The sequence below is a fragment of the Hymenobacter daeguensis genome, from assembly GCF_054780555.1.
On record NZ_BAAGWC010000021.1, the window covers coordinates 17,093 to 40,433 of the forward strand.

Here is a 23,341-nt window from a genome sequence, read left to right on the forward strand (position 1 = left end):
ATTTGCATACCTTTGCCGGATGCAAAGCACCGAAACCGTCGACCAGTTTTTTCAGCACCAGGGCAACCCGCAGCTGGAGTTTGCGCCGCAACATGTGTCGGTGGCGACAACGGGCCGCTTCAACGTGTACGACCGGGAGCAGTTCTGCAACCGCCAGATGAGCTACAGCCGGCGCGACTTTTTCAAGATTTCGCTGATGACCGGCGCGGGGCGCATCAACTACGCCAGCCGGGGCGTCTTGATTGACCGGCCGGCGCTGGTGTTCTCCAATCCGCAGGTGCCGTTTTCGTGGGAGCCGCTTTCCGAAGCGCAGGGCGGCTACTTCTGCTTGTTCACCGAGGACTTTTGGGGTGGCAGCGAGCGGGCCAGCAGTCTGCACGAGTCGCCGCTGTTCAAGGTCGGCACCGACCCGGTGGCTTTTGTGAATGAAACGCAGTTTGAGACGTTTGCCCAGCTCTACCGCAAAATGCTGCTGGAGCTGGAGTCGGGCTACGCCTACAAGCAGGATTTGCTGCGTACCTACCTCCATCTGCTCATTCACGAGGCGCTGAAAATGCAGCCCCAAACCACCTACTACCAGCACCCCAACGCGGCGGCGCGCATCGTGTCTCTGTTTCAGGAATTGCTGGAGCAGCAGTTCCCGATTGATGCCCCCGACCACGGCATGAAGCTGCGCACCCCCGGCGACTTTGCCCGCCACCTCTCGGTGCACGTCAACCACCTCAACAAAGCCGTGCGCGAGCTGACGGGCCAAACCACCGGCACCTACATCGCCGCGCGCATCGTGAGCGAGGCCAAGGCCCTGCTGCTGCACACCGATTGGAGCACGGCCGAAATTGCCTACGGCCTGGGGTTCGAGTACCCTACTTACTTCAACAACCTTTTCAGGAAACACACCGGCCTGACGCCCTCGGGCCTGCGTGCCCAACTGGCCGCTGAGGCCGGCCGCGCCAGGGCACAAACGCAGGCGATTGATTGATTTGCTTACTGAATGGATTGATTTGTGTTGGCCGGCCGGCTCCCGGCCGCAGGACCTTTGTGCTGCTTCCAACCGGAAGCTGGCACACTCTCACCACCGCCGGCTGGCCCCGCTACCCGGCAACACAGAACCAACCCATGACGGATAAAAAAGTATGGCTCATCACCGGCGCCGGCCGGGGTATGGGCGTTGATATCGCGAAGGCCGCGCTGGCAGCGGGCCACGCCGTAGTGGCCACCGGCCGCACCACCGAAAAGGTAACGCAGGCCCTGGGCGAAGCCGACAACTTGCTGGTAGTGAAGCTGGATATAACCCAGCCGGCCGATGCGACGGCCGCCGTGGCCGCCGCCATCGAGCGGTTTGGCCGTCTGGATGTACTGGTAAACAACGCGGCCAATTTTTACGCTGGCTTCTTTGAAGAGCTGAGCCCGGCGCAGATAGAAAAGCAGCTGGCTACCAGCCTTATCGGGCCGATGAACGTAACGCGGGCCGTGCTGCCGGTGATGCGCCGGCAGCGGGCGGGGCAGGTAATAACCATTTCGTCCACGGCCGGGCTGGTCGGGTTTGAGTTTGGGGCGGCCTACGCCGCGTCGAAGTTTGGGCTGGAAGGCTGGATGCAGTCCCTGCAGGCCGAGGTCGCGCCCTTTGGCATTGATGCCATCGTGGTCAATCCGGGCTTCTTCCGCACCGAGCTGCTCACCGAGGAGTCCACCAATTTCGCCGCGCCCGCCATTGCCGATTACGACGAGCGCCGGGCGGCGCAGATGCAGTTCTGGCAAGGCTACAACGGCCAGCAGTCGGGCGACCCGGCCAAGCTGGCCCAGGCCCTGCTCACCATCTCGGGCGAGGCGAAGCCACCCCGCCGCTTCCTGGCCGGGGCCGATGCCATTGGCACCGCCGAGCAGGTAGCCGCCGGGCTGCAGCAGCAGCTCGCTGCCTACCGGGAATTATCGTCGTCGCTGGCTTACGACGAGCAGCTGGCGGGCGCTGATAATTAATATTTTATAGCAAAGCTGATTCCAGCTGCGAACGCAAGCAGGGACTCAGCCGATGGCGGCCTTGTTACCCGCCCGCCACGTGCCCCCCCCGGCCGACTGACTTGCAGGCACTCGAAATGGCTGTTGCCAAGCTTGAGGAGCACGGCGGGCGGATGAGTAAAATGCAGACGCAGGTGGTGGAATAAGGACGCCACTCCCGACCTCGGCGGCGAGGATTCGCCGCACTTCAACAGCCTTGTGAGAAGCTCTCTGGATGTTTTTCGCAGGGCTGTTTGATTAGTGTAAGTATTCGTTTGAAAGCTATAACAATTGGTGAGTGGTCGGTGAAGACCTTTGAATCGGGCATCCGTAAAAAACAAATTTCCAGGCAATTCCGTGGTCTTTGGCCGCTTGAGGCCGCCCATATTCATCCTTCAAATTCTCCTTAGCATGGCCGCCGATTTATTCACTACGCCCGATACGCCCGGCGAGGCGCAGCCCGCCAACGACTCACGTCGCACCTTTATGAAGCAGGCTGGCGGCATCTTCGGCCTGGCGCTGACTTCGCCGCTGGCCGGCCAGGCCGAGCGGCTGACGACCTATTCCAAAACCATTGAGGGGGCCACCGACCTCACGCTGCGCATCAACGGTCAGGCCCGCGTGGTGCGCGCCGAGCCCCGCGTGACCCTGCTCGACGCCCTGCGCGAGCGCCTGGATTTGACGGGCACCAAGAAAGGCTGCGACCACGGCCAGTGCGGGGCCTGCACGGTGCTGGTCGACGGTCAGCGCGTGAACGCCTGCCTCACCCTGGCCGTGATGGCGCAAGGCAAGGAAATCACCACCATCGAAGGCCTGGCGAAAGGCAACGAGCTGCATCCCATGCAGGAAGCTTTCCTCAAACACGACGGCTTTCAGTGCGGCTACTGCACGCCGGGCCAGATTATGAGCGGCGTAGCCTGCGTGCAGGAAGGCCACGCCAAAACCGACGACCAGGCCCGCGAGTGGATGAGCGGCAATATCTGCCGCTGCGGGGCCTACGCCAACATCCTGGCTGCCGTGCGCGAAGTGGCGGGCAAAGCCTGAGCACTTCATCACCCTGTTTTCCCGATTACAACGATGAACGACTTCAGCTATACCCAGACCACCTCGGCCAAAGAAGCCACCAGCATCCTGAAAGACAAGCCGGCCGCCGCCTACATCGCTGGCGGTACCACGCTGCTCGACCTGATGAAAGCCAGCCTGGCGGAGCCACCCCAGCTGGTGGATATCAACCTGCTGCCCTTCACGGGTGTGGAGCAAACGGCCGACGGGCTGCGCATCGGCACGATGGAGCGCATGAGCAAGGTGGGCGAGCACCCCTTGGTGGTGCAGCAGTTTCCGGCCGTATCGCAGGCGCTGCTGCTGGCCGCCTCGCCGCAGCTGCGCAACATGGCCAGCATTGGCGGTAATCTGCTGCAGCGCACCCGCTGCGGCTATTTCCGCGACGCGGCCTTTCCGTGCAACAAGCGCGTGCCCGGCTCCGGCTGCCCCGCCATTGCGGGCGACAGCCACAACCTGGCTATCCTGGGTGTAAGCGACAGCTGCATTGCTACCGCTTACCCCGGCGACCTGGCCGTGGCGCTTACCGCCCTGGACGCCATGCTGACGCTGGAAAACGCGAAGGGAAAACAGCGCCAAGTGCCCGTGACCGGGTTTTACCTGCTACCGGGCAAAACGCCCCAGAAGGAAACCGTGCTGGAACCCGGCGAGCTGATTGTGGCCGTGACCATTCCCGTCACCGCCCACGCCCGCCGCTCGACTTATCTGAAAGTGCGCGAGCGTAGCAGCTACGCCTATGCGCTGGCCTCGGCGGCCGTGGGGCTCGATATCCAGGCCGGCATCATTCGCGCGGCGCGGGTGGCGCTGGGCGGGGTGGGCGCGCAGCCCTGGCGCTCGCACGAGGCCGAGAAAGTGCTGACCGGCGCCCCGGCCACGGAGGCCACGTTTCGGGCCGCAGCGGCGGCGGCTTTGCAGGGGGCGCAGCCGCAGGCGCACAACCGCTTCAAGGTAGAGCTGGCCCAGAACACGCTGGTGCGGGCTTTATCAGCGGTTAGCTCTTAGCTCGCGCCAGAAAAGTCAACGCCGACAATTCCAGACAACAAACCAAAAGCTACTAGCTAGCTGCTACTGGCTAACCGCTTATATATCATGGATACCGAACCCCAATTCTCCCAGACCAACGCCACGCCGGTTGCCGTCGGGCAGCCTTTGAGCCGCGTCGATGGCTTTGCCAAGGTGACCGGTCAGGCCACCTATTCGGCCGAGTACAACCGGCTGCCGGGCCTGGTGCATGCCGTGCTCCGCACCAGCGACGTGGCCCGGGGACGCGTGGTGAGTATCGACACCAGTGCGGCGCAGCGGCAGCCGGGCGTGCTGGGCATTTTCACCCACCAGAACCTGCCCAAGCTGGCCCGCGTCCCCAGCACCCCGGAAGAAAAGACGGCACTCAACGCGCCAATGGGCTTTTTCCCGATGCAGTCAGACCGGATTGAGTACGCCGGCCAGCCGGTGGCCCTCGTAGTGGCCGATACGCTGGAGCGGGCCCAGTACGCCGCCAGTCTGCTTAAAATCAACATCACGCCCGAACCCCCGGTAGCCTCCTACCTCGACCCGAAAACGACCCGCTTCGTGCCCAAAGTGGTGAAGGGCGCGCCCGGCGTGACCAAGCGTGGCGACGCGCAGGCCGCTTTTGCCAGCGCTCCGGTGCAGCTCACGGCTACTTATACCCACGCCATCAACCACCACAACCCCATGGAGCCGGGCGCGACCATCGCCCACTGGGAAGCGGCCGACCGCCTCACCGTGTACGACACGACGCAAGCCATTGCCTGGACCCAGAAAACCCTGAGCCAGATGCTGGGGCTGAAAATCGAGCAGGTGCGGGTAATCAACAAGTTTCTGGGCGGCGGCTTCGGCTGCAAGGCCTGGGTGTGGCCCCACGTGGCGCTAGCCCCGCTGGTGGCCCGCGCCGTGGGCCGGCCGGTGAAGCTGGTGCTCACCCATCCGCAGATGTTTACGGGCATGGGCCACCGCGAAGACCAGGAGCAAACCCTGCGCCTGGGGGCTACCAGGGAGGGCAAGCTGCTGGCGCTGGTGCACGAGAAAACGTCCACCACCTCGCCCTGGGACGACTACGCCGAAACCAATCACAAGATTCTGGACATGCTCTACGCCCTGCCGGCGTTCGAGTCGACCTACCACCTGGCCCACGCCAACGTGATGACGTCGACCTCAACCCGCGCCCCGGGCGAGATGCCGGGCTCCTTCGCCATCGAGTGTTCGATGGATGATTTGGCCGCCCAGCTGAACCTCGACCCCATCCAGATTCGGCTCCTTAACCACGCCGACCAGGACCCGGCCACCGGCCACCCCTGGAGTAGTAAGAGTTTGAAAGAATGCTACCAGCGTGGGGCCGAGCTATTTGGCTGGAATAAGCGCAACCCCAAAGCGGGCCAGACCCGCGACGGCAATCACTTGGTGGGCTGGGGCATGGCCACGGCCGCCTACCCCGTGCACAGCGGCAAGGGCAACGCCCGCGTGCGCCTCTACGCCGACGGCCGGGCCGTGGTGCAGGCCGGGGCCACCGACCTGGGCACGGGCACCTACACCATCAACACCCAGGTGGCAGCCGATGCGCTGGGCATTGCGCCCGAAAACGTGCGCTTTGAACTGGGCGACAGCACCCTGCCCACCACGGCGGCCTCGGGCGGCTCAATGGCCGCCGGCACGGTATCGTCGTCGGTGTACCTGGCGGCGCAGGACGTGTGGCGGCAGCTCATCCGGGTGGCCGTGGCCGATAAGAAGTCGCCCCTTTACCGCGCTCAGCCCGCCGACGTGGTGATGGAAAAAGGCCGTTTACAGCTCAAAGCGGACCCCGGCAAAGGCGAGGCCTTCGGCGAGCTGATGAAGCGGGCCGGTTTAAACGACGTGGAAGGTAGCGCCATTGGCCGCTACGGCAGCGGCTACGAGGAGGCCCGCGCCACCGATGATAAAGCGCCCCAGCACGCCATGCACGCCTTCGGGGCGCATTTTTGCGAAGTCCACGTCGACCCCGAGCTGGGCACCGTGCGCGTGACCCGTTGGGTAAGCGTAGTGGCCGGCGGCCGCATTCTGAATCCCAAAACGGCCCGCTCGCAGGTGATGGGCGGCAGCATCTTCGGCATCGGGGCGGCCCTGATGGAGCAGACCGTGCGCGACCCGAACCTGGCCCGCTACACCAACGCGGACCTGGCCAGCTACCATGTGCCCGTGAACGCCGACATTCCGGCCATGACGGTTGAATTTATCGACGAACACGACCCCTACATCAATGCTATGGGGGCCAAGGGCATTGGGGAAGTATCGGTGGTGGGCGTCACGGCGGCCGTGTCCAATGCGGTGCTTCACGCCACCGGCCGCCGCCTCCGCTCCCTGCCCATGACGCCCGATAAGGTGCTGGCTGCGCTGCGAGAGCCGGTGTAAGGCTTATTATTTGAAATGCATAAGCATCGCTTTGAAAGACCCTGATACCCAGGTGGCCCCGGCGCTAAGGAGCGCGGAAGCCGGCAGCTGACAGCACCACCGGCCAGTTCCCGGCACTGAGCAGCCGGCCGGTGGTGCATCGAGCTGACTAGCGGCCGAAATCGTCCTGCACGCGGACAATGTCGTCCTCATCGGAGGGCTGATGGGCATCGGTGTGCTGCCAGATTTCGGCCAGAATGCCCCAGCCCGCCAGGCCGACGAGGCGGTGCCGCTCGCCCTGGCGCAAGGTGATTTGCTGACCGGGTTGGTAGGTCTTTGGTTCGCCTTCGGCATCGGTGTCGCTGGTTACCACGCCCACGGGCCCCTGCACGACGCGCCAGATTTCGGCCCGGCGGTGGTGGTACTGCCACGAGAGGCGTTGCTGCGGCGCGACAATCAGGATTTTGGGGCTCAGCTTGCCGGAGATGCGCAGCTCCTCCACCGACAGACCGTCGAAATAGGCATCGGCAAACGCCTGCGCCTGCGTCTCGTCGATAACGAAAAAGCCGCCCCAGGGCCGGGTCTGGTCCTGCGTGGCAATGGTGAAGCCCTGCGCGTGCAGTTGGGCGGCGGTTTGCTGGAAAAGGCTCTGTTTAACGGATGGGTCCTCAGGCATGGTGGCGGGTAAATGATTGGAATTGAAATGAAGAAAAAACCGAGCGTTCTCGTGCGGACTATTTCGTGACCCGGAACCAGTCCACGTCGGCGTAGCCGCCAATGCGCGTTTCGGGCTGGGTGCTGGCGCAGAATACGCCCACTTTGGCGCCCGTCCATTTATCTGGCTTCGCCGTGAAGGGCTGGCCGATGGGCTGGAAGGTCCGGCCTTCGTCGGTGCTGAAACTAAAGCGGCAGGTAGCAGCGGGGCCACTGACCTGCACGCGCAGCTGCACCTCCGGGCCGGGAATGCTTTGCTCCGCCACCACCTGCTCGGCCGCGCTGCTGGGCGCATCGAGGCAGCGCATCTGAGCTACGTGGTAGCCAGCCGCATTTTTAGTGAGCGCCAGGTACGCATAGTCGTTGCCGACGATGAGCAGGCCGGCTTTTTTGCCCTGCCAGACTTCCCATTCGATGTTGAGCTTGACCTTGGCGGTAGCGGTAAAGTCAGTGGCCGGAAACTTCTCGAGCAGCAGGTTGGGCACGGGCCAGAGGTTGGCGGCCCCCTTGGGCACCGGTACGGCAAACAAGCGCAGAAAGCTGTTGCCGCGCAGCAGGGCGCTCCACGTCACTTTCGGGTTGGCCTGCCACTGCCATTGCAGTCCCAGGGTGTCGGAATTGAATTCGTCGTTTTCGGGCGGGGTGGCGATGGGGTACGGGTGCCCCACGTTGGGCTTGCGGTAGCTGAGCACGGGCTGGCCCTTGCCGTCGCCGTCGGAGTCCTCGCCAATGACGGGCCAGTCATTTTTCCAGACCATGGGCTCCAGATGCAGCACCCGCCCGTAAGCCCCGCGGTCCTGAAAGTGCAGAAACCAGTCTTCTTTGCCGTCGGGCGTATCGACCCAAGCGCCCTGGTGCGGGCCGTTGATGGCGGTGGTGCCCTGGTCCATTACGACTTTCTCCTCCCACGGCCCGTCCAGGTCCCTGGCGCGGAGCACCAGCTGCCAGCCCGTGGCCACGCCGCCCGCCGGGGCAAAAATGTAGTAGTAGCCCCCGCGCCGGTACAGCTTGGGCCCCTCCGTGGTGTGGTTATGGTCGTGCCCCGAGTAGATGTTGCGGCCCTCGTCCAGCACCTGCGTGCCATCGGGGCTGAGCCGGTTGAGGGTGAGCAGGCTGTTGACGCCCGCGCGGCTGCCGGCCCAGCCGTGCACCAGGTAAGCCCGCCCGTCGGTGTCCCAGAAGGGCGCGGGGTCAATCAGCCCCTGGCCGGCCAGCACCAGCACCGGCTTGGTCCAGGGCCCGGCGGGGTTATCGGCCTTCATCTGGTAAATGCCAAAGTCCGGGTCGCCCCAGAAGAGGTAGAACTGCCTGGCGTGGTAGCGCAGGCAGGGTGCCCACACGCCGAAACCGTGCTGGGGCACATTGAAAAAAGCTTCCGGCAGGCGCGGCAGGGCATTGCCGATGAGCTGCCAGTTCACCAGGTCGCGGGAGTGCAGAATGGGCAGGCCCGGGCAGGCGTTAAAGCTGGAGGCGGTGAGGTAGTAATCAGCGCCCACGCGCACCACGTCGGGGTCGGAGTAGTCGGCATTGAGGACTGGGTTCTGGTAGGTGCCGTTGCCCTGGTCGGCCACCCAAACCTGCGAAACAGAAGGCTTCGAGGCCCGCGCGGCAGCCGGATGAACCGCCGACGTGCTGGCCGGGCCGCCCGCCCGGCAACCGCTGAGCAATAGCGTCAGGCCCCCTACTCCTATTAAAATGGGCCGCCAGCGGGACGATTGGGCGCTCATCTAGGCCACCAGGTAAGCGGCGCCAAACACGCCCGCGCTGTCGCCCAGGCGGGGCTTGACAACCGGCGTTTCGAACACGTGGTCGAACACGTAGTGGGCTACTTTGCCCACGCCTTCGGTGTAGAGGCGGTCGACGTTGCCCACGCCCCCGCCAATAACAATGACGTCAGGGTCAATCATGTTGACAATGGTGCTCAGGGCGCGGCCGAAGAAATTGACCATGCGCTGCATCGTGTGCTCGGCCATGGTGTCCTGACCTGTCGCGGCCCGCGCCACGATTTCCTTGAGCGAGCGGGCTTCCCCGCCCAGCTCCACATAGTAGCGTTGCAGGGCGGGGCCGGAAAGAATGCTTTCGTTGCAGCCTTTTTTGCCGCAGAAGCACTGCTCGCCGTTGTGCTCGCTCAGGTAGTTGTGGCCCCACTCGCCGGCCAGGCCGTGGAAGCCGCCAAGCACCTGCCCGTTCACGACCAGCCCGCCGCCCACGCCGGTGCCCATGATGACCCCGAACACGACCTTGGCATTGGGAAACTGCTGCTTTACGACCCCCAGCCGGGTTTCGGCCAGGGCAAAGCAGTTGGCGTCGTTGGCCATTTCCACGCGGATGTCGAGCAGGCGCTCCAGGTCGGTCTTCATGGGCTGACCGTTGAGGCAGGTGGCGTTGCTGTTCTTCATCAGGCCGGTGCGCGGCACCAGCGTGCCGGGCGTGGCCAGCCCCAGACTGGAGGCCTTGTAGCCCACGGACTCTTCCATGTGCTGCACCAGTTTCTGAATCTGGGCCAGTACGTGCTGATAGCCCTTGTCGGCTTCGGTAGGCACCCGGTCGCGGAAGAGGACTTCCGGGTCCTGCGCCGATTTGAGGATGATGCCCTCGATTTTGGTGCCGCCCAGGTCGAGGCCCCAGAGTTTTTCGTCGCGCAAAAAGCTGTTCATGCGGGTGGGAATTGACCGGGTGGGCGAGGACAATGCTGGACCTGCCCGGTGGTAGGATAATTGGAATTGAAAACTACTTGCTGCTATAAGTCACTTCCAGCGGCGAGGCCAGCCGCCGGGCGTATTCGGCCAGGTATTTATCCCAATCGGCGGCCGTTTTGAACTGGCCGCTTTTGGTCCACCCAAAGCCGGCGTAGTACACCAGCTTGTTCTCTTTCGGAGTGGCCATCACCAGCAGGTGGCTTTGTTCTTTCGCTTTGGTGCGGTGGTCTTGCCAACCCTGCACCGCTTGCGGGGCCAGCACCACGCCGGTGCCCAGGAAAGCATCATCCATGGGCTCCCAGTAGCGAAACCAGCCCTGTTTGGGTTCCCCTTTCACCTCGCCCCGCACGCCCTTGGGCTCGGCGTGCAGCGTGGTGCCGATGGTGACGTTGGGCAGCGGCTTATCGGCCGAGATATGCTCCTCGAAACGAGTCAGGTTAGAGCCCAGGTCGATGCTGAGAATTTTCTTCTCGGTCACGGTGCGGCCATTGGCCTGCCAGGGCGCGTAGCTCAGCTCAAACAGCGTGCGGATGGGCCCGTTGGCCAGCGTCTTGTAGCCGGTGAAATTGCGCGAGACGTAGAGCGAATCCCGGTCCCAGATGCCGATGCCGGCGAAGCCCCGGCTGTCGCCCACGTGGTAGGGGTCGTAGCCCTCGCCGTGGTCAATGTGGTAGTAGCCCACTTCCTTCACGTTGGCGGCATACCACTTGTCGATGATGGAATAGGGCACGCGCTTCAGCCAGCAGTCCATGCCGCTGGTGAGGGTGCCGCCAGGCTGCCTGGCCACTACCAGCCGCTCGGCCTCGGGGCCGTATGTGCGGAAGGCCACCCGGTCGTTTTCCCAGGTGTAGTCGTCGGTGCGCTCGGGCACGAGGCGGGCGAAGGTGCGGTACTGGCTTTTGGGCTGCCGGGCCGCGCCGTTGGCGGCCCCGGTCACCGTGAATTTCTGGGTGGCATTGGCCTTGATGTCGGTTTGCAGCAGCAGCTCGTCGATGATGCCGTCGCCGTTGTTGTCCACGGCCTGGCTGACCAGGATTTTACCGCTGGCATCCTTCACCAGCAGGTTTTTCGCGCCGTATTTTTTGAGCAGGGCGCTGAGGCGGCTGGCGGGCAGGCTGATGGTTTCGGCCCGGCGGTCAATGCCCAGCCGGTTGCGCACCGTGAAGGTTTGGGTATCGGCGACGGGCGGCGTGGCGCTCAGCAGCGCCATGGTGAGCAGCAAACCCGTGGCGGGCACAAAGGACGTTTTAAAGCGCATGGGTGGGGAAGGTTTATGCGGACAAAGAACCCATGCCCCGCCAGCCCAACCTTTCTGACCTCTCCTGATTGCACATAATTTCTACCGGATAATGCTGAAGGTCTGCGTTACCGGAGCGGCACTTTGGAGCTTGCCGGCCGTGCCGTACTGCCAGGCTACCACGGTCACCTTCATCGGAAATTTGGCCCGGGGGGGGATTTCAGTAAAATGCAACGTGTGGCCAACCAGTTCGGCCGGGCCGTCCTGCACAAAGTATTCGACGGGGACGCCCGCATCGGAAGTGGCGGCGAGCGGCAACGATTTCAGCTGGCCGGCTTTCACATCGGCAATAGCCGGGAAGGTAATGCGCTGGGTGGCACCCTCTTTATTCACCAATGGAAAGCGTAAGTCAGCCTGTTGCACGGCGCTTTTATAGTGCTCATTGCCGGGCTGGCCCGCCAGCAGCCACACATCATTCGAGCGGCGGGGGTTGTTGAAGCCCACTTTGTTGAAGCGGATGGCCCAGGTATCGGGTCCGGTCTGTACCACTGGGCCGGTGATGCGCGAAACGGTAATGGGCCCCGTCGAATGGCCGAGCGGCGCGCCCACCGGCAGGCCGGTCCAGCGCGCCGGGTTGGGGCTGCCGGCGGGCACCGAATCCAGGTACGTGCTGCCCACCCGAAAGCTGCGGCCATCGGCCAGCGGCACAAATTTCAGGTTGACTTGCTGGTGGGTGTTGGTCTGGGGCAGGGTTTTGCCATCCTGCACGAAGCCAAGCAGCTGCGGCTTTTTGCCGCGGGTGCGGGCGTAGTACTGCTCGGTGGCACGGGCAATTTCCGGGTCGAAGTACCAGAACGATTCGGTCCTGGGGCCTTTGTAAGCCGCGAAGGGTGCGGCGGCGGCTTGCAGCGGCGCATCTTGCCGCCAGCGGTCGGCCAGCCAGCCTTGCCCGGGGTCAACGGATTTCAGCACCGGGGCTTTATCCAGCGGCATCCGGGCGGGCAGGCGCCGCTCGGCAGCTTTGCGGATGAACAGCGTCAAGTAATTCACCAGCTCATCGGAAACGTCGAAATGGCCGTGGCCGGCATCAGCCAGCAGGGAAATGGGCGCGGCCGGATGCGCGGCCCGGTAGGCCAGCGCGGGCGCGAGGCGGGTTTCCAGCCACTCGTACTCGCCCATCACCATGAGGCCGGGCACCCCGTCGAGGGTGCGGCTGCCCCAGTCCGGGTTGGGCCGGCCGCTGCCGGTGAGGGTGGTCAGCGGCGCGTCGCCCTTGAGGGAAATGGCCGCCAGCGTGCGGCCGGGATTCCAGGCGGCGAAGTTCCACGGGTAGCTAGCCAGCGCCGAGTGGCCGACAGGCACCACCGGCGCAAAAGCCAATTCCGAATACCCCGAAACCGCCGCCAGCGTCCGCATCATGCCCTCAAACTGCTCACCGGCCCCTTTCGGAAAGTCGAACGTGACGCTGAGGGCCGGCGTGACCCACACCTCCGCGATGCCCAGCTTCGCCAGCTCGGCCCGGAACTTCGGGTGCTCAAACAAGGGCTCTTCCAGCATATTATGTTGGCCAACAACCACCGCCCGTACCTCCTTGCAGTGCGGCGGAATCCAGAGAAAAGCCCGCGCGGGCTCATTGGTTTCGGGCGAAACCACGTTGGCCACCGGGGCCGACCACTGCCACACCTGGGCGCGGGCCGGGAGGACTCCGGCGACCCAAAGCAGCAGAAACAATAGCCGCCCGGTGCTGGGAAAGAGCGTTTTCATCAGCGTGTTTTATGTGAGTCAGGAATGGAAAAGCCGGGCGTTAATGCAGCTCCAGCTTCGCATCGGTGGTGGTGGGCAGTTCAAACGTGGCCGTGGGCTGCCCCTTTATTTTCTTTACTTTCCCCGAATAGCTTACCCCATTTAGCACCAGCGTATGTGCGGAGCCTCGCAGGGTGAGCGAAACGGGCTGGTCAGCGTTCAGGTGCCAGCCGTCGGCCTGCTGGTAGAAGGCCGCGGTGGCCAATCCGTTGCGGGCCGCCAGGGTGTTCACCCCTTTGCTTACCTCGCGGCCATGCCCAAGCAGTAAGCTGACGATTTCAGTGTCATTAAAGCTCACCACGGCATAGTCAGCCTGCGCCGTCATGTCGTCTTGGGTGACTACGGTGCTGCCGGTGTTGGAGAAAATGTAGTCCTGCCGGCCGGCCACGGTTTCCACTTTCAGGCCCACAAAATCAGCGCCCGCGCCGCCGGGCTGGAAGCCGCTGGTGCTTTTGATGGTGCGCGGCGCATCGGTCGCGGCCGACTCGTACACCACGGCAAAGGGTCGCGTCCAGGCCTGGCCGCGCTGGCGAACCACGATGGTGGGCAGCGGCAGCTCCTCGATGTCGTGGGGCAGCATGTTGTCGCGGCCGTAGGCGGTGGACTTGGGCGACTTCATGGTGAAGATTTCGCGCTCCGGCGCACCTTGCAGCCACATGTGCAGCTGGCGGGCAGGCTGGTTGGGCACGGCCAGGCGAAAGGTGGCGGCCACGTCGCTGGTCGTCAGTACCGACTTTTTATCGTACAGGTAATCGAGCGCGAACAGGCTGCCTTCGGCAAAAGCCAGCTGGGCGGTGGGCTGCAAGGCCAGGGCCTTGCCACCGGCCTCGCCAACGGTCAGCTCCTGGCCCAGGCCGTGGAAGAAGTAGTCGTGAAACTTGTCGCCGCCCTGCACCTTCTTCGAGCGGAAGATATCCACGTAGTAGCCCGTCGAGTCGCCGGTGCGGATGATGCCCATCTGGCGGCGCTGGTCCGATTGGGTTTCGGGCTCCCGAAACAGCACGTCGGAGTAGGTGAACGGGCCGTAGGTCGGCGTGGTCCCGGCCTGGCTGATGGGCGGGTACACGCCCTGCACCGCGAAGCCGTGGTTGCTCTTCATCACCGGGTAGGCCGAAATGCCGTCCACCATCACCGTATTGTGGGCCGGAAACTGGGAGTAGTATTCGGCGTAATCGGGCTGAAAGTAGGTGGTGCCGATGCCGCCCTCGGGGGCCAGCACCACGCCCTGGCCGTAGAGCTCCATGGCAATGCCGTTGGCGTGGGCGTGGTTGCCCATCGAGCCGGCCTGCGAGATGAGCAGGCCGTGGCGCGGGCTGTTGGGGTTGAGGCGCTGCACCAGCCAGCTCACGTTGGGCGAGTAGAAGGTGGGCGTCACGAAGTCGCCGGGCCGAGCGGCCGGAATGTCGTCGCGCAGCACCGTGGCCGAGGCAAACAGCGCCGCCACGCCGCTGCCGCCCCCGCCGTGCCCGGCCGCCTGGCCGGTGAGCTGCCGGGTGGTTTTCAGCAGGCTGGTGAACTGGCGCTCCTGCTCGGGCTTGTGGAAATGCTGGGCGTTGGCCACCATGTTCAGCATCGATTCGGTGGGCAGGGGGCCGTAGTGCGTGTCGCCGAAGCCCACGATGTTGCCGTTGGGAAAGGCGTATTGGGCCGTCGCCAGCACGGCTTTGGGAATTAAGGGAATCTGGGCGGCCAGGTCGATGTGCAGCAGCTCATCGAACAGCTTCACGAAGTCGGTGAAGTCCTTCACCACGTTCACCGAGTAGCCGGGGCACTCGGCCCAGAGGCCGGATTTAGCGTCAAACCCCTTCCGAATCAGCTCGGTCAGGCCCCATTGGCGGGTGCTGGTCTGGTTGATAATCTGGTCGAGGTAGTAGTGGCTGCCGTGGCCGTTGGCGTACTTGTCGTCGTCGTCGAGCACCACCGCAATCTGCGACACGAAGCGGGCCTCAAACAGGTCCCAGTTGTTGAAGGGCACGCCGTTTTTGATGATGAGGTCGGCCCATTTCTGCAGGGCCGCATCGTACAGCGGTTTTTTCGGGGCGGCGTGCTGCACCACGTAGTCGTGGAGAAAATCGTAGGCCGGCACCAGCTCGGAAAGCACGTCTTCGTGAATGACCTCGAAAGACGTGAGGCCCACCAGCGTCTGTATGTGGCTGTGGCTCAAATCAACCGGTTCCTGGCGGTAATAAATGCCGGTGAGGTAGGTATCGAGCACGTCGTAGGCAAAGCGGGCGTACTTCTCCTCACCGGTGTACCAGTAGAGGAAGGCCGATTGCTGGGCCAGCGCCATGATGTTGCGGTTGATGCCTTCCACGATGCGGGCCGCCTTGGCCGGGTCGGTCCACTCCCACTGCTTGGTGGTGGCGTTCTGCAGATACAGGCCGCGCGCATCGTCCAGGTAGGGCTTCACGTCCTCAATGGCGGGCGTCCGATACACTGTTACCGCATCGCGGGTGCCGGTGAAGCGCACGGTGGGTGCGGGCGCGGCCGGCCCACCCGCGTGGTCGAATACCGGGCCTTTCACATAGACCTCGGTGGCCCTGGTTTTCCAGTACATCTGGAGGCGCGAGACTATCCACGTCGGGTCGGTCTGGTGGCGCGTCACGTACGGGTCCACTTTGGCCTTGATGCTGTTGTAGCTGCGCTGTGCTTCGGGCTGCGTGGCCAGGCGCTGGCGCAGCTGGTCCTTGCCGGCCGCGTTGGTCAGCAGGCGCGGGTGGCCGGCGGGCAGGGTGGCCGGCAGCTGCACGGTTTGGGCCAGGGCAACGGCGGGCAGCAGCGCAGCCAGCAGTCCGTAGCGTAGTTGGCGAATAAAAAAGGCCATCGTGAACTGATTAATTCGTCCTGGAAAACGGTCTGGCGGGTAGCGCGCCGCTTTTTTTGCCCACCGCCTGCCGGGCCATCGTGGCCAGCACCGCGCTGCTCAAAAAGGAGTTGAACCCCGCCTTGTTGGCCACCGCCGGCTCGACGTGGGTCAGAAAAATGCCGTAGATGCCGGTTTTCTTGTCGAGCCAGGGGTAGGCCCCGGCCCAGCTGGGGCTGCTCAGCAGCGTGGCGCGGCCGTGGGCGTCCAGCTCCTCGCGCCACTCGCCCAGGCCATAGATGCCGGGGTAGGAAGTGCCGCGCACCTTCGCTACAAACTCGCCGGGCTGCACCGCGGCGGTGCCCACCTGGTCGGCCTGCATCTCGGCCAGGGCTTGAGCCGAGAGCACGCGCCGGCCGTTGTACAGGCCATTCTGGCTCAGCATTTCCAGGAAGTGGGCATAGTCGGCCACGGTGCTGCGGGCCCCGCCCCCGAGCATGGGGCTGTGCCCACCGCCCAAATCCACGGGCGTGAAATGCGTGCTGGTCATGCCCAGCGGCCGGGCTATTTTCGCCTGGAACAGCGTTTCCCAGTCCTGGCCCGTGGCCAGCTCGGCCATGCGGCCGGCCACCTGCATGGCCAGGCCGCCGTAGCGGAAGCGGGTGCCCGGCGCATCTTTGATGGGCAGCGGCTGGATGTTTTTAACGGATTCAGTAAGGGTCTGGTAGTCGTCGCGCGGGTTGCCTGTGGGCTGGTAGTCGGGGTAGCCGGCGGTGTGCGAGAGCAACAGGCGCAGGGTGGCCTGACCCTTGGCGTCGGTCCAGTCGGGCAGGTATTTCACCACTTTGTCGTCCCAGCGCAGCTTGCCCTCGTCTACCACGGCGGCAATGGTGGCGGCGGCCAGCCACTTGCCGGCCGAGGCAATGTAGACCACGGTTTCGGGCGTGTAGCTGCCGTAGAATTGCTCGTGCAGCACCCGGCCGGGCCGGGCCACCAGCAGGCCCGCGCCGGGGTAGTAGCCCTTCGTCACCCAAGTCTGAATCAGCGCATCCATGGGCGCAAACGCAGCGGCCGAAACGGGTGGTGCCGCGCGGACTTTTGGCGTTTGGGCGGGCGCCGGGCCGGCCACGCCGAAGAGGACCAGCAGTAGGAAGGCGACTCGTTTCCCCAAGCCCGAATGAGTGGTGGTCATAGGGCTCAGGGTTTGAACGAGATACCTTCGGTGAATTCACCGGCCCGGATGTTGCCGGCGGCCGCATTGGTCACGGGCCTGCCGTTGAGGCGCAGGTTTTCGAAGCGCACGTTGCGCACCTGGCCGGTTGCGCTCAGCCCCTGCAGCACCGAGGGATTGGCCCCGCTGCCGGTGTAACTGATGTTTTTGAACAGGATGTTCTCGACGTGACGGCCCGGCCCGGTGTTGTATTTGGCGTTGTACACGGCGCGCAGGTTCAGCAGCTGGCCTTCCTCGAAGTCCTCGATGCGGATGTTCTCGTAGCGCACGTCGCGCACCAGGTTCTGGTCGCCGCAGGTGATGGCCAGGCAGCCCTGGTAGTTGGGGTCGTCCTCGTCGTGCTCCAGAATGTCGATGTTCCGGAAAGTGATGCGCTCGATGGTATCGCCCACGATGCTGGTATCGCCGTGCAGGCCGATGTTGGTGGGGTGCGCCACGTCGGCCCAGAGCGTGGCGTTCTGCACGGTGATGTTGCGGGCGTTGCCGTAAAAATTCCAGCGGTGGCCGTAGAGGGCAATGCAATCGTCGGACGTGCGCAGAAACACGTCGTCCACCAGCACGTCGGAGCAGCTCATCAGGTCGATGCCGTCGCTCCAGGGCTTGGCGCTGAAGGACTTCAGGTTGCGAATGGTGAGGCCACGCGACTCGCCGCCATATACCGTGTAGTGCTGCGGATTGCGCACGATGATGCCGTCGATGGTCACGTTTTTGGAGAAGGTTACTTCTACCCCGCGCTCGGCTTGGTCGATGATGCCGCGCCCGATGATGCGCACGTTTTCGGCATGGTCTACCAGCAGCTTGGCCCGCAGCACGGCCCCGCCGGCCAGGTACACCGTGGTGTTGCTCGGCACGTGGATGACGCTGCCCGGCTGGTCGGGCGGCGTGTGGATGCCCGGCCCGAAATACATCACGTGCGGGTCCTTGGGGTCGGGCTTATCCGTTTCCAGCGCGTTGGCAAAAACGTGCAGGTTCTGCAGCTTGTCGCCGTTGAATTCTACCGATACCTTGCGGGGCTGGGGCAGCGTGAAGTACACCGTGTTGCCCTCCAGGCGCGGTTTAATGCCGTAGGAAAGCGGCCGGATGCGGACCTGCTGGGCACTGCCGTTGTTTTTGCGCACGGCCACTTCCATCGGGCCGCCCATGTCGAAGGTGACCATGGACGCATCGCGCACCTTGTCCAAATCAACCTGTACGTTGTACTCGAACAGGTCCTGCCAGTCGCCGCCGGGCGGGCGCACGCGCACCGTGTAGTCGTCGTTATGCTGGGTGTAGAGGACGCCATTCGGCACCGGATGGATAATCAGCGAGCCCGCCGTTTGGGCCGTTACTGATTTTAGCAGCAGGAGCAACGCAAAACAAAGCGCAAAACGCATGGGCGGGTGGGTTCAGCGAGAATGAGGAAGTAGCATACCGGCAGCGAATCATTAGGTGCCAGTAACGCGACGAAATAACACCCTGCTTATTCGCCAAGCCTCCTGAACCTACCTGACGGGATGTAGCGCGGACTTACCATGAAAAAGCTACCTGGTGGGCAGAGAAAGCAGCACTGCCAAACAGGACCTCTCAAGCCAAAAAATGCTCTCGCGGAAAGTTTACGAAACTCATCTGCCTGGCGCGTTTCGTAAACTCTGATTCGTAGACGGGTTTCGTAAACTCACCAAGTGCCGCAGTAGCCTGCACGCACCCTGTGGCGGGCTGTTGCTCGTGGTTTGCCGAAAGGAGGGTTAGATTACATAAAAAAAGGGAGGTAGCTCAGTGCAGTGCCTGGCCTACCTCCCCGGTCATTGGGTGCTGCTAATAAATAGCCACCGCTTTTTGCTCCCATTAGCCCCGTTAGTATCGGTCTTGGTCGGAGTTCGGTGTCATCGGATACTTGAAGGGCGTGACCCCATTCACCGAGATACCGCCGTGCTGGAAGCTGCTCGTCAATTTTTGCTGCATGGTGGTGAACATGGCCGGGGGCGTCGAGAGCTGGTCCAGCGAGGCGAGTTCCTCGGCCGACAGGCGCACGTCCAGGGCCGCAACATTGGCCTCCAGCTGGTCGAGCCGGCGGGCGCCGATGATGGTCGAGGTCACGCCCGGCCGGCTATTCACCCAGGCCAGGGCAATGGCGGCGGAGTTCGTGTGATGCGCTTCGGCCAGCTCGGCCAGGCGGTCGATGATGGCAAAGGCCCGCTCATCGAGCAGCGACACCGTGCCCATCATTTCGCCGCGGCTGCCGCCGACCTGTCCGGCGTTGGTGCGGGTAAATTTGCCCGACAACAGCCCCGACTTGAGCGGCGACCAGGGCGTGACCCCGATGCCCAGCGCCTGGGCCATGGGCAGCAGCTCGTCTTCCACGGTGCGCTCCAGCAGCGAGTACTCAATCTGCAGCCCCACGAACGGCGTCCAGTCCTTGAGCTGGGCCATCGTGTGGGCCTGTGCCACCTGCCAGGCCGGCGTATCGGACACGCCGATGTAGCGCACCTTGCCGCTGCTGACCAGGTTGTTGAGCGCCTTCATGGTTTCTTCCACCGGCGTGTTCCAGTCCCAGTGGTGAATCCAGTACAGGTCGATGTAGTCGGTTTGCAGCCGGCGTAGCGACTGCTCACACTGCTCGATGAGCGCCTTGGTGCCGTTGCCGCCGCCGTTGGGGTCGCCGGGGTACAGGTTATTGGCAAACTTGGTCCCGATGACCATTCGGTCACGCTGAGAAGACTCGCGGCCGATAGCATCGCCGATAATCTTCTCCGAATGCCCGTTGTTGTAAGCGTTGGAGGTGTCGAGAAAATTGCCGCCCAGTTCCCGGTACCGGGCCAGGATGGCGGCCGACTCCTGCGGCGAGGAGCCCATGCCCCAGTCTTCGCCAAAGGTCATGGCGCCCAGGCACAGCGGGCTCACCCGCAAGCCGGACCGGCCCAGGGTTACATACGAATTGAGTGACATCTGAAATATGTTAAAAGTGGGTAGTTGCCGCGCACGGCGTATTCGAGCGGGACTACTCGTGAATCTTCATCTCGCCAATCCACTTGACCATGTTGGGGTCGCGGCCGTCGAAGAACACGCTGGCTTTCGTATCAAGCGTGGCAATAGCTTCCATATCCTCCGCACTCAGTTCGAAATCGAAAATGGCGAAGTTCTCGGCCATGCGCTCGGGACGCACCGACTTGGGGATGGCCACCACGCCGCGCTGCGTGAGCCAGCGCAGCACCACCTGCGCCACCGTCTTGTGGTACTTGTCGGCAATGCCCTGCAGCAGTTCGTTGGTGAACAAATCGTTCTTGCCCTCCGCAAACGGGCCCCAAGCCTCTATCTGCACGCCGTTGTCGACCATGAACTGCTGCTCGGCTACCTGCTGGTGAAAGGGGTGGGTTTCTACCTGATTCACGGCCGGCTTCACTGCCTGGTGCACGATAAAGTCCATGAGGCGGTCGGGCGGGAAGTTGCTCACGCCGATGGCCTTGATGCGGCCTTCGCGGTACAGCTCTTCCAAGGCGCGCCAGGCACCGTACACGTCGCCGTAGGGCTGGTGCAGCAGGTAGAGGTCGAGGTAGTCCAGGCCCAGCTTTTGCAGCGAAGTCTCAAACGCCGCTTTGGCCCCCTCGTAGCTGGCATCCTGCACCCACAGCTTGGTGGTGATGAACAGCTCCTCGCGCGCTACGCCGCTGCGCTTAATGGCTTTGCCCACGGCTTCCTCGTTCATGTACGAGGCGGCCGTGTCAATCAGCCGGTAGCCGGCCTCAATGGCAGCCACGACGCTGTTTTCGCATTCAAGGGGGTCGGGTACTTGGAAGACGCCGAACCCCAGCAGGGGCATTTCAACGCCGTTGTTCAAGGTGATTTTTTCCATGGTGGTGGTGGTGTCTAGGCGTCCTTCCCGGTGCCGTAATGCGTGGGAAAACGCGGGTGATTATTTACTCCACAAAGGTCCCGCGCTGCCGGCCGTGCCTTTCTACCCGAATTACGGATTGTTCTACCCAGATTACCGATACCGGGCGGCGGGGTAGGCTTCGCCGGTGGTCGACCATACTTTTGAGGAAATAAACTACCCGACCGAGATGAAAAGCATCAACAGCATCAACAGCGTCAGCGACTACAACGCGCTGGCGGGCCAGCCCACCTGGCACCCCCTGGTCAGCGTGCTGGACTTTTCCGCCTCGCCGCCCACCAGCCACCCCGAGGCCGCCTCGTTCCACCTGGGACTGTATGCCGTCTTCCTCAAACAGGATAAGCACTGCGACATCCGCTACGGCCGCAACCACTACGATTACCAGGAGGGCACGCTCGTCTTCATGGCCCCCGGCCAGGTGGTGGGCATGGACGAGCGGCCGGACGAATACCAGCCCAGCGGCCATGCCCTGCTGTTCCACCCGGACCTGCTGCGCGGCACCGCCCTGGGCCAGCACATGAAGGAGTACGGGTTCTTTTCCTACGCCGTGCACGAGGCCTTGCACCTCTCCGCGCAGGAGCAGGAAATCGTGCTGGAGTGCTTTCGCAAAATCGACTACGAGCTGCGCCATGCCCTCGACAAGCACAGCAAGCGGCTGATAGTGTCCAACATCGAGCTGTTTCTCAACTACTGCGTGCGGTTCTACGACCGGCAGTTCCTCACCCGCGACCAGGTCAATACCAGCGTGCTGGAAAAATTCGAGCACCTGCTGGATGCCTATTTTCAATCGGACGCGCCGCAGCTGAGCGGCCTGCCCAGCGTGGCCTTTGTGGCCGATAAGCTGAACCTGTCGGCCAACTACTTTGGCGACCTGGTAAAGCGAGAAACCGGCAAAACGGCCCAGGAATACATTCAGCTCAAGCTGATTGCCGTGGCCAAGGAGAAAATCTTTAACCCCGGAAAAACAATCAACGAGGTAGCATATGAATTGGGGTTCAAATACCCCCAGCACTTCACGCGCTTCTTCAAGCAGCAGGTGGGCGCCTCCCCCAACGAATACCGCCGGTCACTTAACTAGCATGATGGTTCACTCAAACGGTATAATTGGTAAACGTGCTATATTTTACATTTTCTAACATGGCTCCTACCTCACCTTGTACAGCCGCGCCCCAAACAAGGCGATGAATGCGTAGCAGATGATGGGCAGATAGTAGGCCGCCGCGATGTCGTGGTTGGCGATTTTGCCCATCAGATAGGGGAACACCGCGCCGCCCGCCACGGCCATCACGAGGATGGACGAGGCCTGCTGCGTGTGCGGCCCCAGCTCCTTGATGCCCAGTGAGAAAATAGTGGGAAACATGATGCTGAAGAAGAAATTAATCAGCAGCAGCGCAATGAACGAGGGCCAGCCCCAGCTCTGCGCCACGATGAGGCACATGAGCACGTTGGCCAGCGCGAAGGCGGCCAGCAGTTTGTTGGGCGCGATGTAGCGCATGAGGAAGGTGCCCACGAAGCGCCCGCTCATCATCATCACCATAAACAGGGAAAAGTAGCTGGCCGCAGTGGCGTCGGACAGGTGCATCTTTTCCACGCCGTAGTTGATGAAATAGGCCCAGGTGCCGCCCTGCGCCGCCACGTTGAGGAACTGCGCGAGCCAGGCCCAGCGGAAGTGGCGGTGCTGGAACAACGGCTTGGCTTCGGGCACGCTTTCGGCCGTGCCGCTGTAGAAGCCGGCTTCCGTTTCGGCGGGCGCCGGGGCCGCGTGGGCGTCCTGCAAGGCGGGCACTTTGATGAAGGAGAAGGCCACGGCGATGGCCACAATCACGCTGCCGATGACGATGTACAGACTTTTAACCGAGGTTAAATCTCCGTCGATGTGCTTACCGCTCAGAATGAAATAGCTGCCGATGAGCGGCCCCACCACCGCCCCAAGGCCGTTGAAGGACTGCGCAAAATTCAGGCGCTGGTCGCTGGTGTCCTGCGGCCCGAGCGCGGCCATGAACGGATGCGCCACGGCCTCCAGCGTAGCCAGCCCGCAGGCCAGCACGAACAGCGCCGCCCGGAAAAACCCGAACGAGCTGGCATTGGCGGCCGGCACGAACAGGAAGGCCCCGAGGGCGTACAACCCCAAACCCAGCAGCACGCCGTTCTTGTAGCCGAAGCGCTTCATGAACAGGCCGGCCGGGATGCCCATCACGGCGTAGGCCCCGAAGATAGAAAACTGCACCAGCCCCGAATCGGCCTTGCTCACCTGCAGCACGTTCTGGAAGTGCTTGTTGAGTACGTCGCCCATCGTGATGGCAATGGCCCAGAGCATAAACAGCGACGAGACGAAAACGAGCGTCGGGATGTATTTACGCTCCGTAAACGGCGCGGCTGTCTTGGCCAGGGGCGCAGCGGGGGAAGTCACGGCTGATTGCATAATCGGATGGGTTTTAAAAGGCGGCGGAAGGGTGAATTAAAGTTGTTTTTTGATGGCGGCAAGTACGCGGGCCGGCAGAAGCAAACCGGCTTCCAGTCGCGCGGCGTTTTTGCCGAGGGCGTATCCGGT

The 23,341-nt window shown here is 63.2% G+C and carries 17 protein-coding genes; 6 read left to right on the forward strand and 11 right to left on the reverse strand.

Features of this window, described 5'->3' with window-relative positions; translation table 11 throughout:
* Positions 1–19: 19 nt before the first annotated feature.
* The 5 genes from ACYVHT_RS18220 to ACYVHT_RS18240 all read left to right on the forward strand — a co-directional run bounded on the left by ACYVHT_RS18220 (position 20) and on the right by ACYVHT_RS18240 (position 6,456).
* Positions 20–979 carry a helix-turn-helix domain-containing protein gene (locus ACYVHT_RS18220; protein WP_460555233.1) on the forward strand — a complete coding sequence of 320 codons (960 nt, stop codon included), beginning with the start codon at positions 20–22 and terminating at the stop codon, positions 977–979.
* A 137-nt stretch (positions 980–1,116) separates the two neighbouring features.
* Positions 1,117–1,977 (forward strand): SDR family oxidoreductase, encoded by an 861-nt coding sequence (locus ACYVHT_RS18225; protein WP_460555236.1) that lies wholly within the window; start codon positions 1,117–1,119, stop codon positions 1,975–1,977.
* Between the two features lie 429 nt (positions 1,978–2,406).
* Positions 2,407–3,039, forward strand: a complete 633-nt coding sequence (locus tag ACYVHT_RS18230; protein WP_460555238.1) for a (2Fe-2S)-binding protein — start codon at positions 2,407–2,409, stop codon at positions 3,037–3,039.
* A gap of 33 nt (positions 3,040–3,072) precedes the next feature.
* On the forward strand, positions 3,073–4,056 hold the full coding sequence (locus tag ACYVHT_RS18235; RefSeq protein ID WP_460555240.1) for an FAD binding domain-containing protein: 984 nt from the start codon (positions 3,073–3,075) through the stop codon (positions 4,054–4,056).
* A gap of 87 nt (positions 4,057–4,143) precedes the next feature.
* A complete protein-coding gene (locus ACYVHT_RS18240; protein WP_460555243.1) occupies positions 4,144–6,456 on the forward strand; it encodes a xanthine dehydrogenase family protein molybdopterin-binding subunit in 2,313 nt (770 codons plus the stop codon).
* A gap of 148 nt (positions 6,457–6,604) precedes the next feature.
* On the opposite strand, the gene ACYVHT_RS18245 is transcribed toward ACYVHT_RS18240, so the two are convergent.
* From ACYVHT_RS18245 to ACYVHT_RS18290, 10 genes are all read right to left on the reverse strand, one after another.
* Entirely contained in the window at positions 6,605–7,111 is a 507-nt protein-coding gene (locus ACYVHT_RS18245; protein WP_460555246.1) for a cupin domain-containing protein, read from the reverse strand.
* 58 nt (positions 7,112–7,169) lie between these two features.
* On the reverse strand, positions 7,170–8,876 hold the full coding sequence (locus ACYVHT_RS18250; protein WP_460555249.1) for a glycoside hydrolase family 43 protein: 1,707 nt from the start codon (positions 8,874–8,876) through the stop codon (positions 7,170–7,172).
* The gene (locus ACYVHT_RS18255) at positions 8,877–9,806 is read right to left on the reverse strand and encodes an ROK family protein (RefSeq protein ID WP_460555252.1); all 930 of its coding nucleotides are present in this window, start codon (positions 9,804–9,806) and stop codon (positions 8,877–8,879) included.
* A 73-nt stretch (positions 9,807–9,879) separates the two neighbouring features.
* Positions 9,880–11,106: a DUF4861 domain-containing protein gene (locus tag ACYVHT_RS18260; protein ID WP_460555254.1), complete on the reverse strand. Its 1,227-nt coding sequence runs from the start codon at positions 11,104–11,106 to the stop codon at positions 9,880–9,882.
* 81 nt (positions 11,107–11,187) lie between these two features.
* Entirely contained in the window at positions 11,188–12,849 is a 1,662-nt protein-coding gene (locus ACYVHT_RS18265; protein WP_460555257.1) for a hypothetical protein, read from the reverse strand.
* Between the two features lie 40 nt (positions 12,850–12,889).
* Positions 12,890–15,712: a heparinase II/III family protein gene (locus ACYVHT_RS18270; protein WP_460555260.1), complete on the reverse strand. Its 2,823-nt coding sequence runs from the start codon at positions 15,710–15,712 to the stop codon at positions 12,890–12,892.
* 10 nt (positions 15,713–15,722) lie between these two features.
* Complete coding sequence (locus ACYVHT_RS18275) at positions 15,723–16,883, reverse strand: serine hydrolase domain-containing protein (protein ID WP_460555263.1); 1,161 nt, start codon at positions 16,881–16,883, stop codon at positions 15,723–15,725.
* A gap of 5 nt (positions 16,884–16,888) precedes the next feature.
* On the reverse strand, positions 16,889–18,295 hold the full coding sequence (locus tag ACYVHT_RS18280) for a glycoside hydrolase family protein (protein ID WP_460555266.1): 1,407 nt from the start codon (positions 18,293–18,295) through the stop codon (positions 16,889–16,891).
* 460 nt (positions 18,296–18,755) lie between these two features.
* Complete coding sequence (locus ACYVHT_RS18285) at positions 18,756–19,847, reverse strand: aldo/keto reductase (RefSeq protein WP_460555269.1); 1,092 nt, start codon at positions 19,845–19,847, stop codon at positions 18,756–18,758.
* A 52-nt stretch (positions 19,848–19,899) separates the two neighbouring features.
* Complete coding sequence (locus ACYVHT_RS18290) at positions 19,900–20,751, reverse strand: aldo/keto reductase (protein WP_460555272.1); 852 nt, start codon at positions 20,749–20,751, stop codon at positions 19,900–19,902.
* 208 nt (positions 20,752–20,959) lie between these two features.
* Between ACYVHT_RS18290 and ACYVHT_RS18295 the strand changes: the two genes are divergently transcribed.
* Complete coding sequence (locus ACYVHT_RS18295) at positions 20,960–21,868, forward strand: helix-turn-helix domain-containing protein (protein WP_460555327.1); 909 nt, start codon at positions 20,960–20,962, stop codon at positions 21,866–21,868.
* A gap of 66 nt (positions 21,869–21,934) precedes the next feature.
* Here ACYVHT_RS18295 and fucP read toward each other — a convergent pair whose 3' ends face one another.
* Positions 21,935–23,200: an L-fucose:H+ symporter permease gene (gene fucP, locus ACYVHT_RS18300; RefSeq protein ID WP_460555275.1), complete on the reverse strand. Its 1,266-nt coding sequence runs from the start codon at positions 23,198–23,200 to the stop codon at positions 21,935–21,937.
* Positions 23,201–23,341 lie beyond the last annotated feature (141 nt).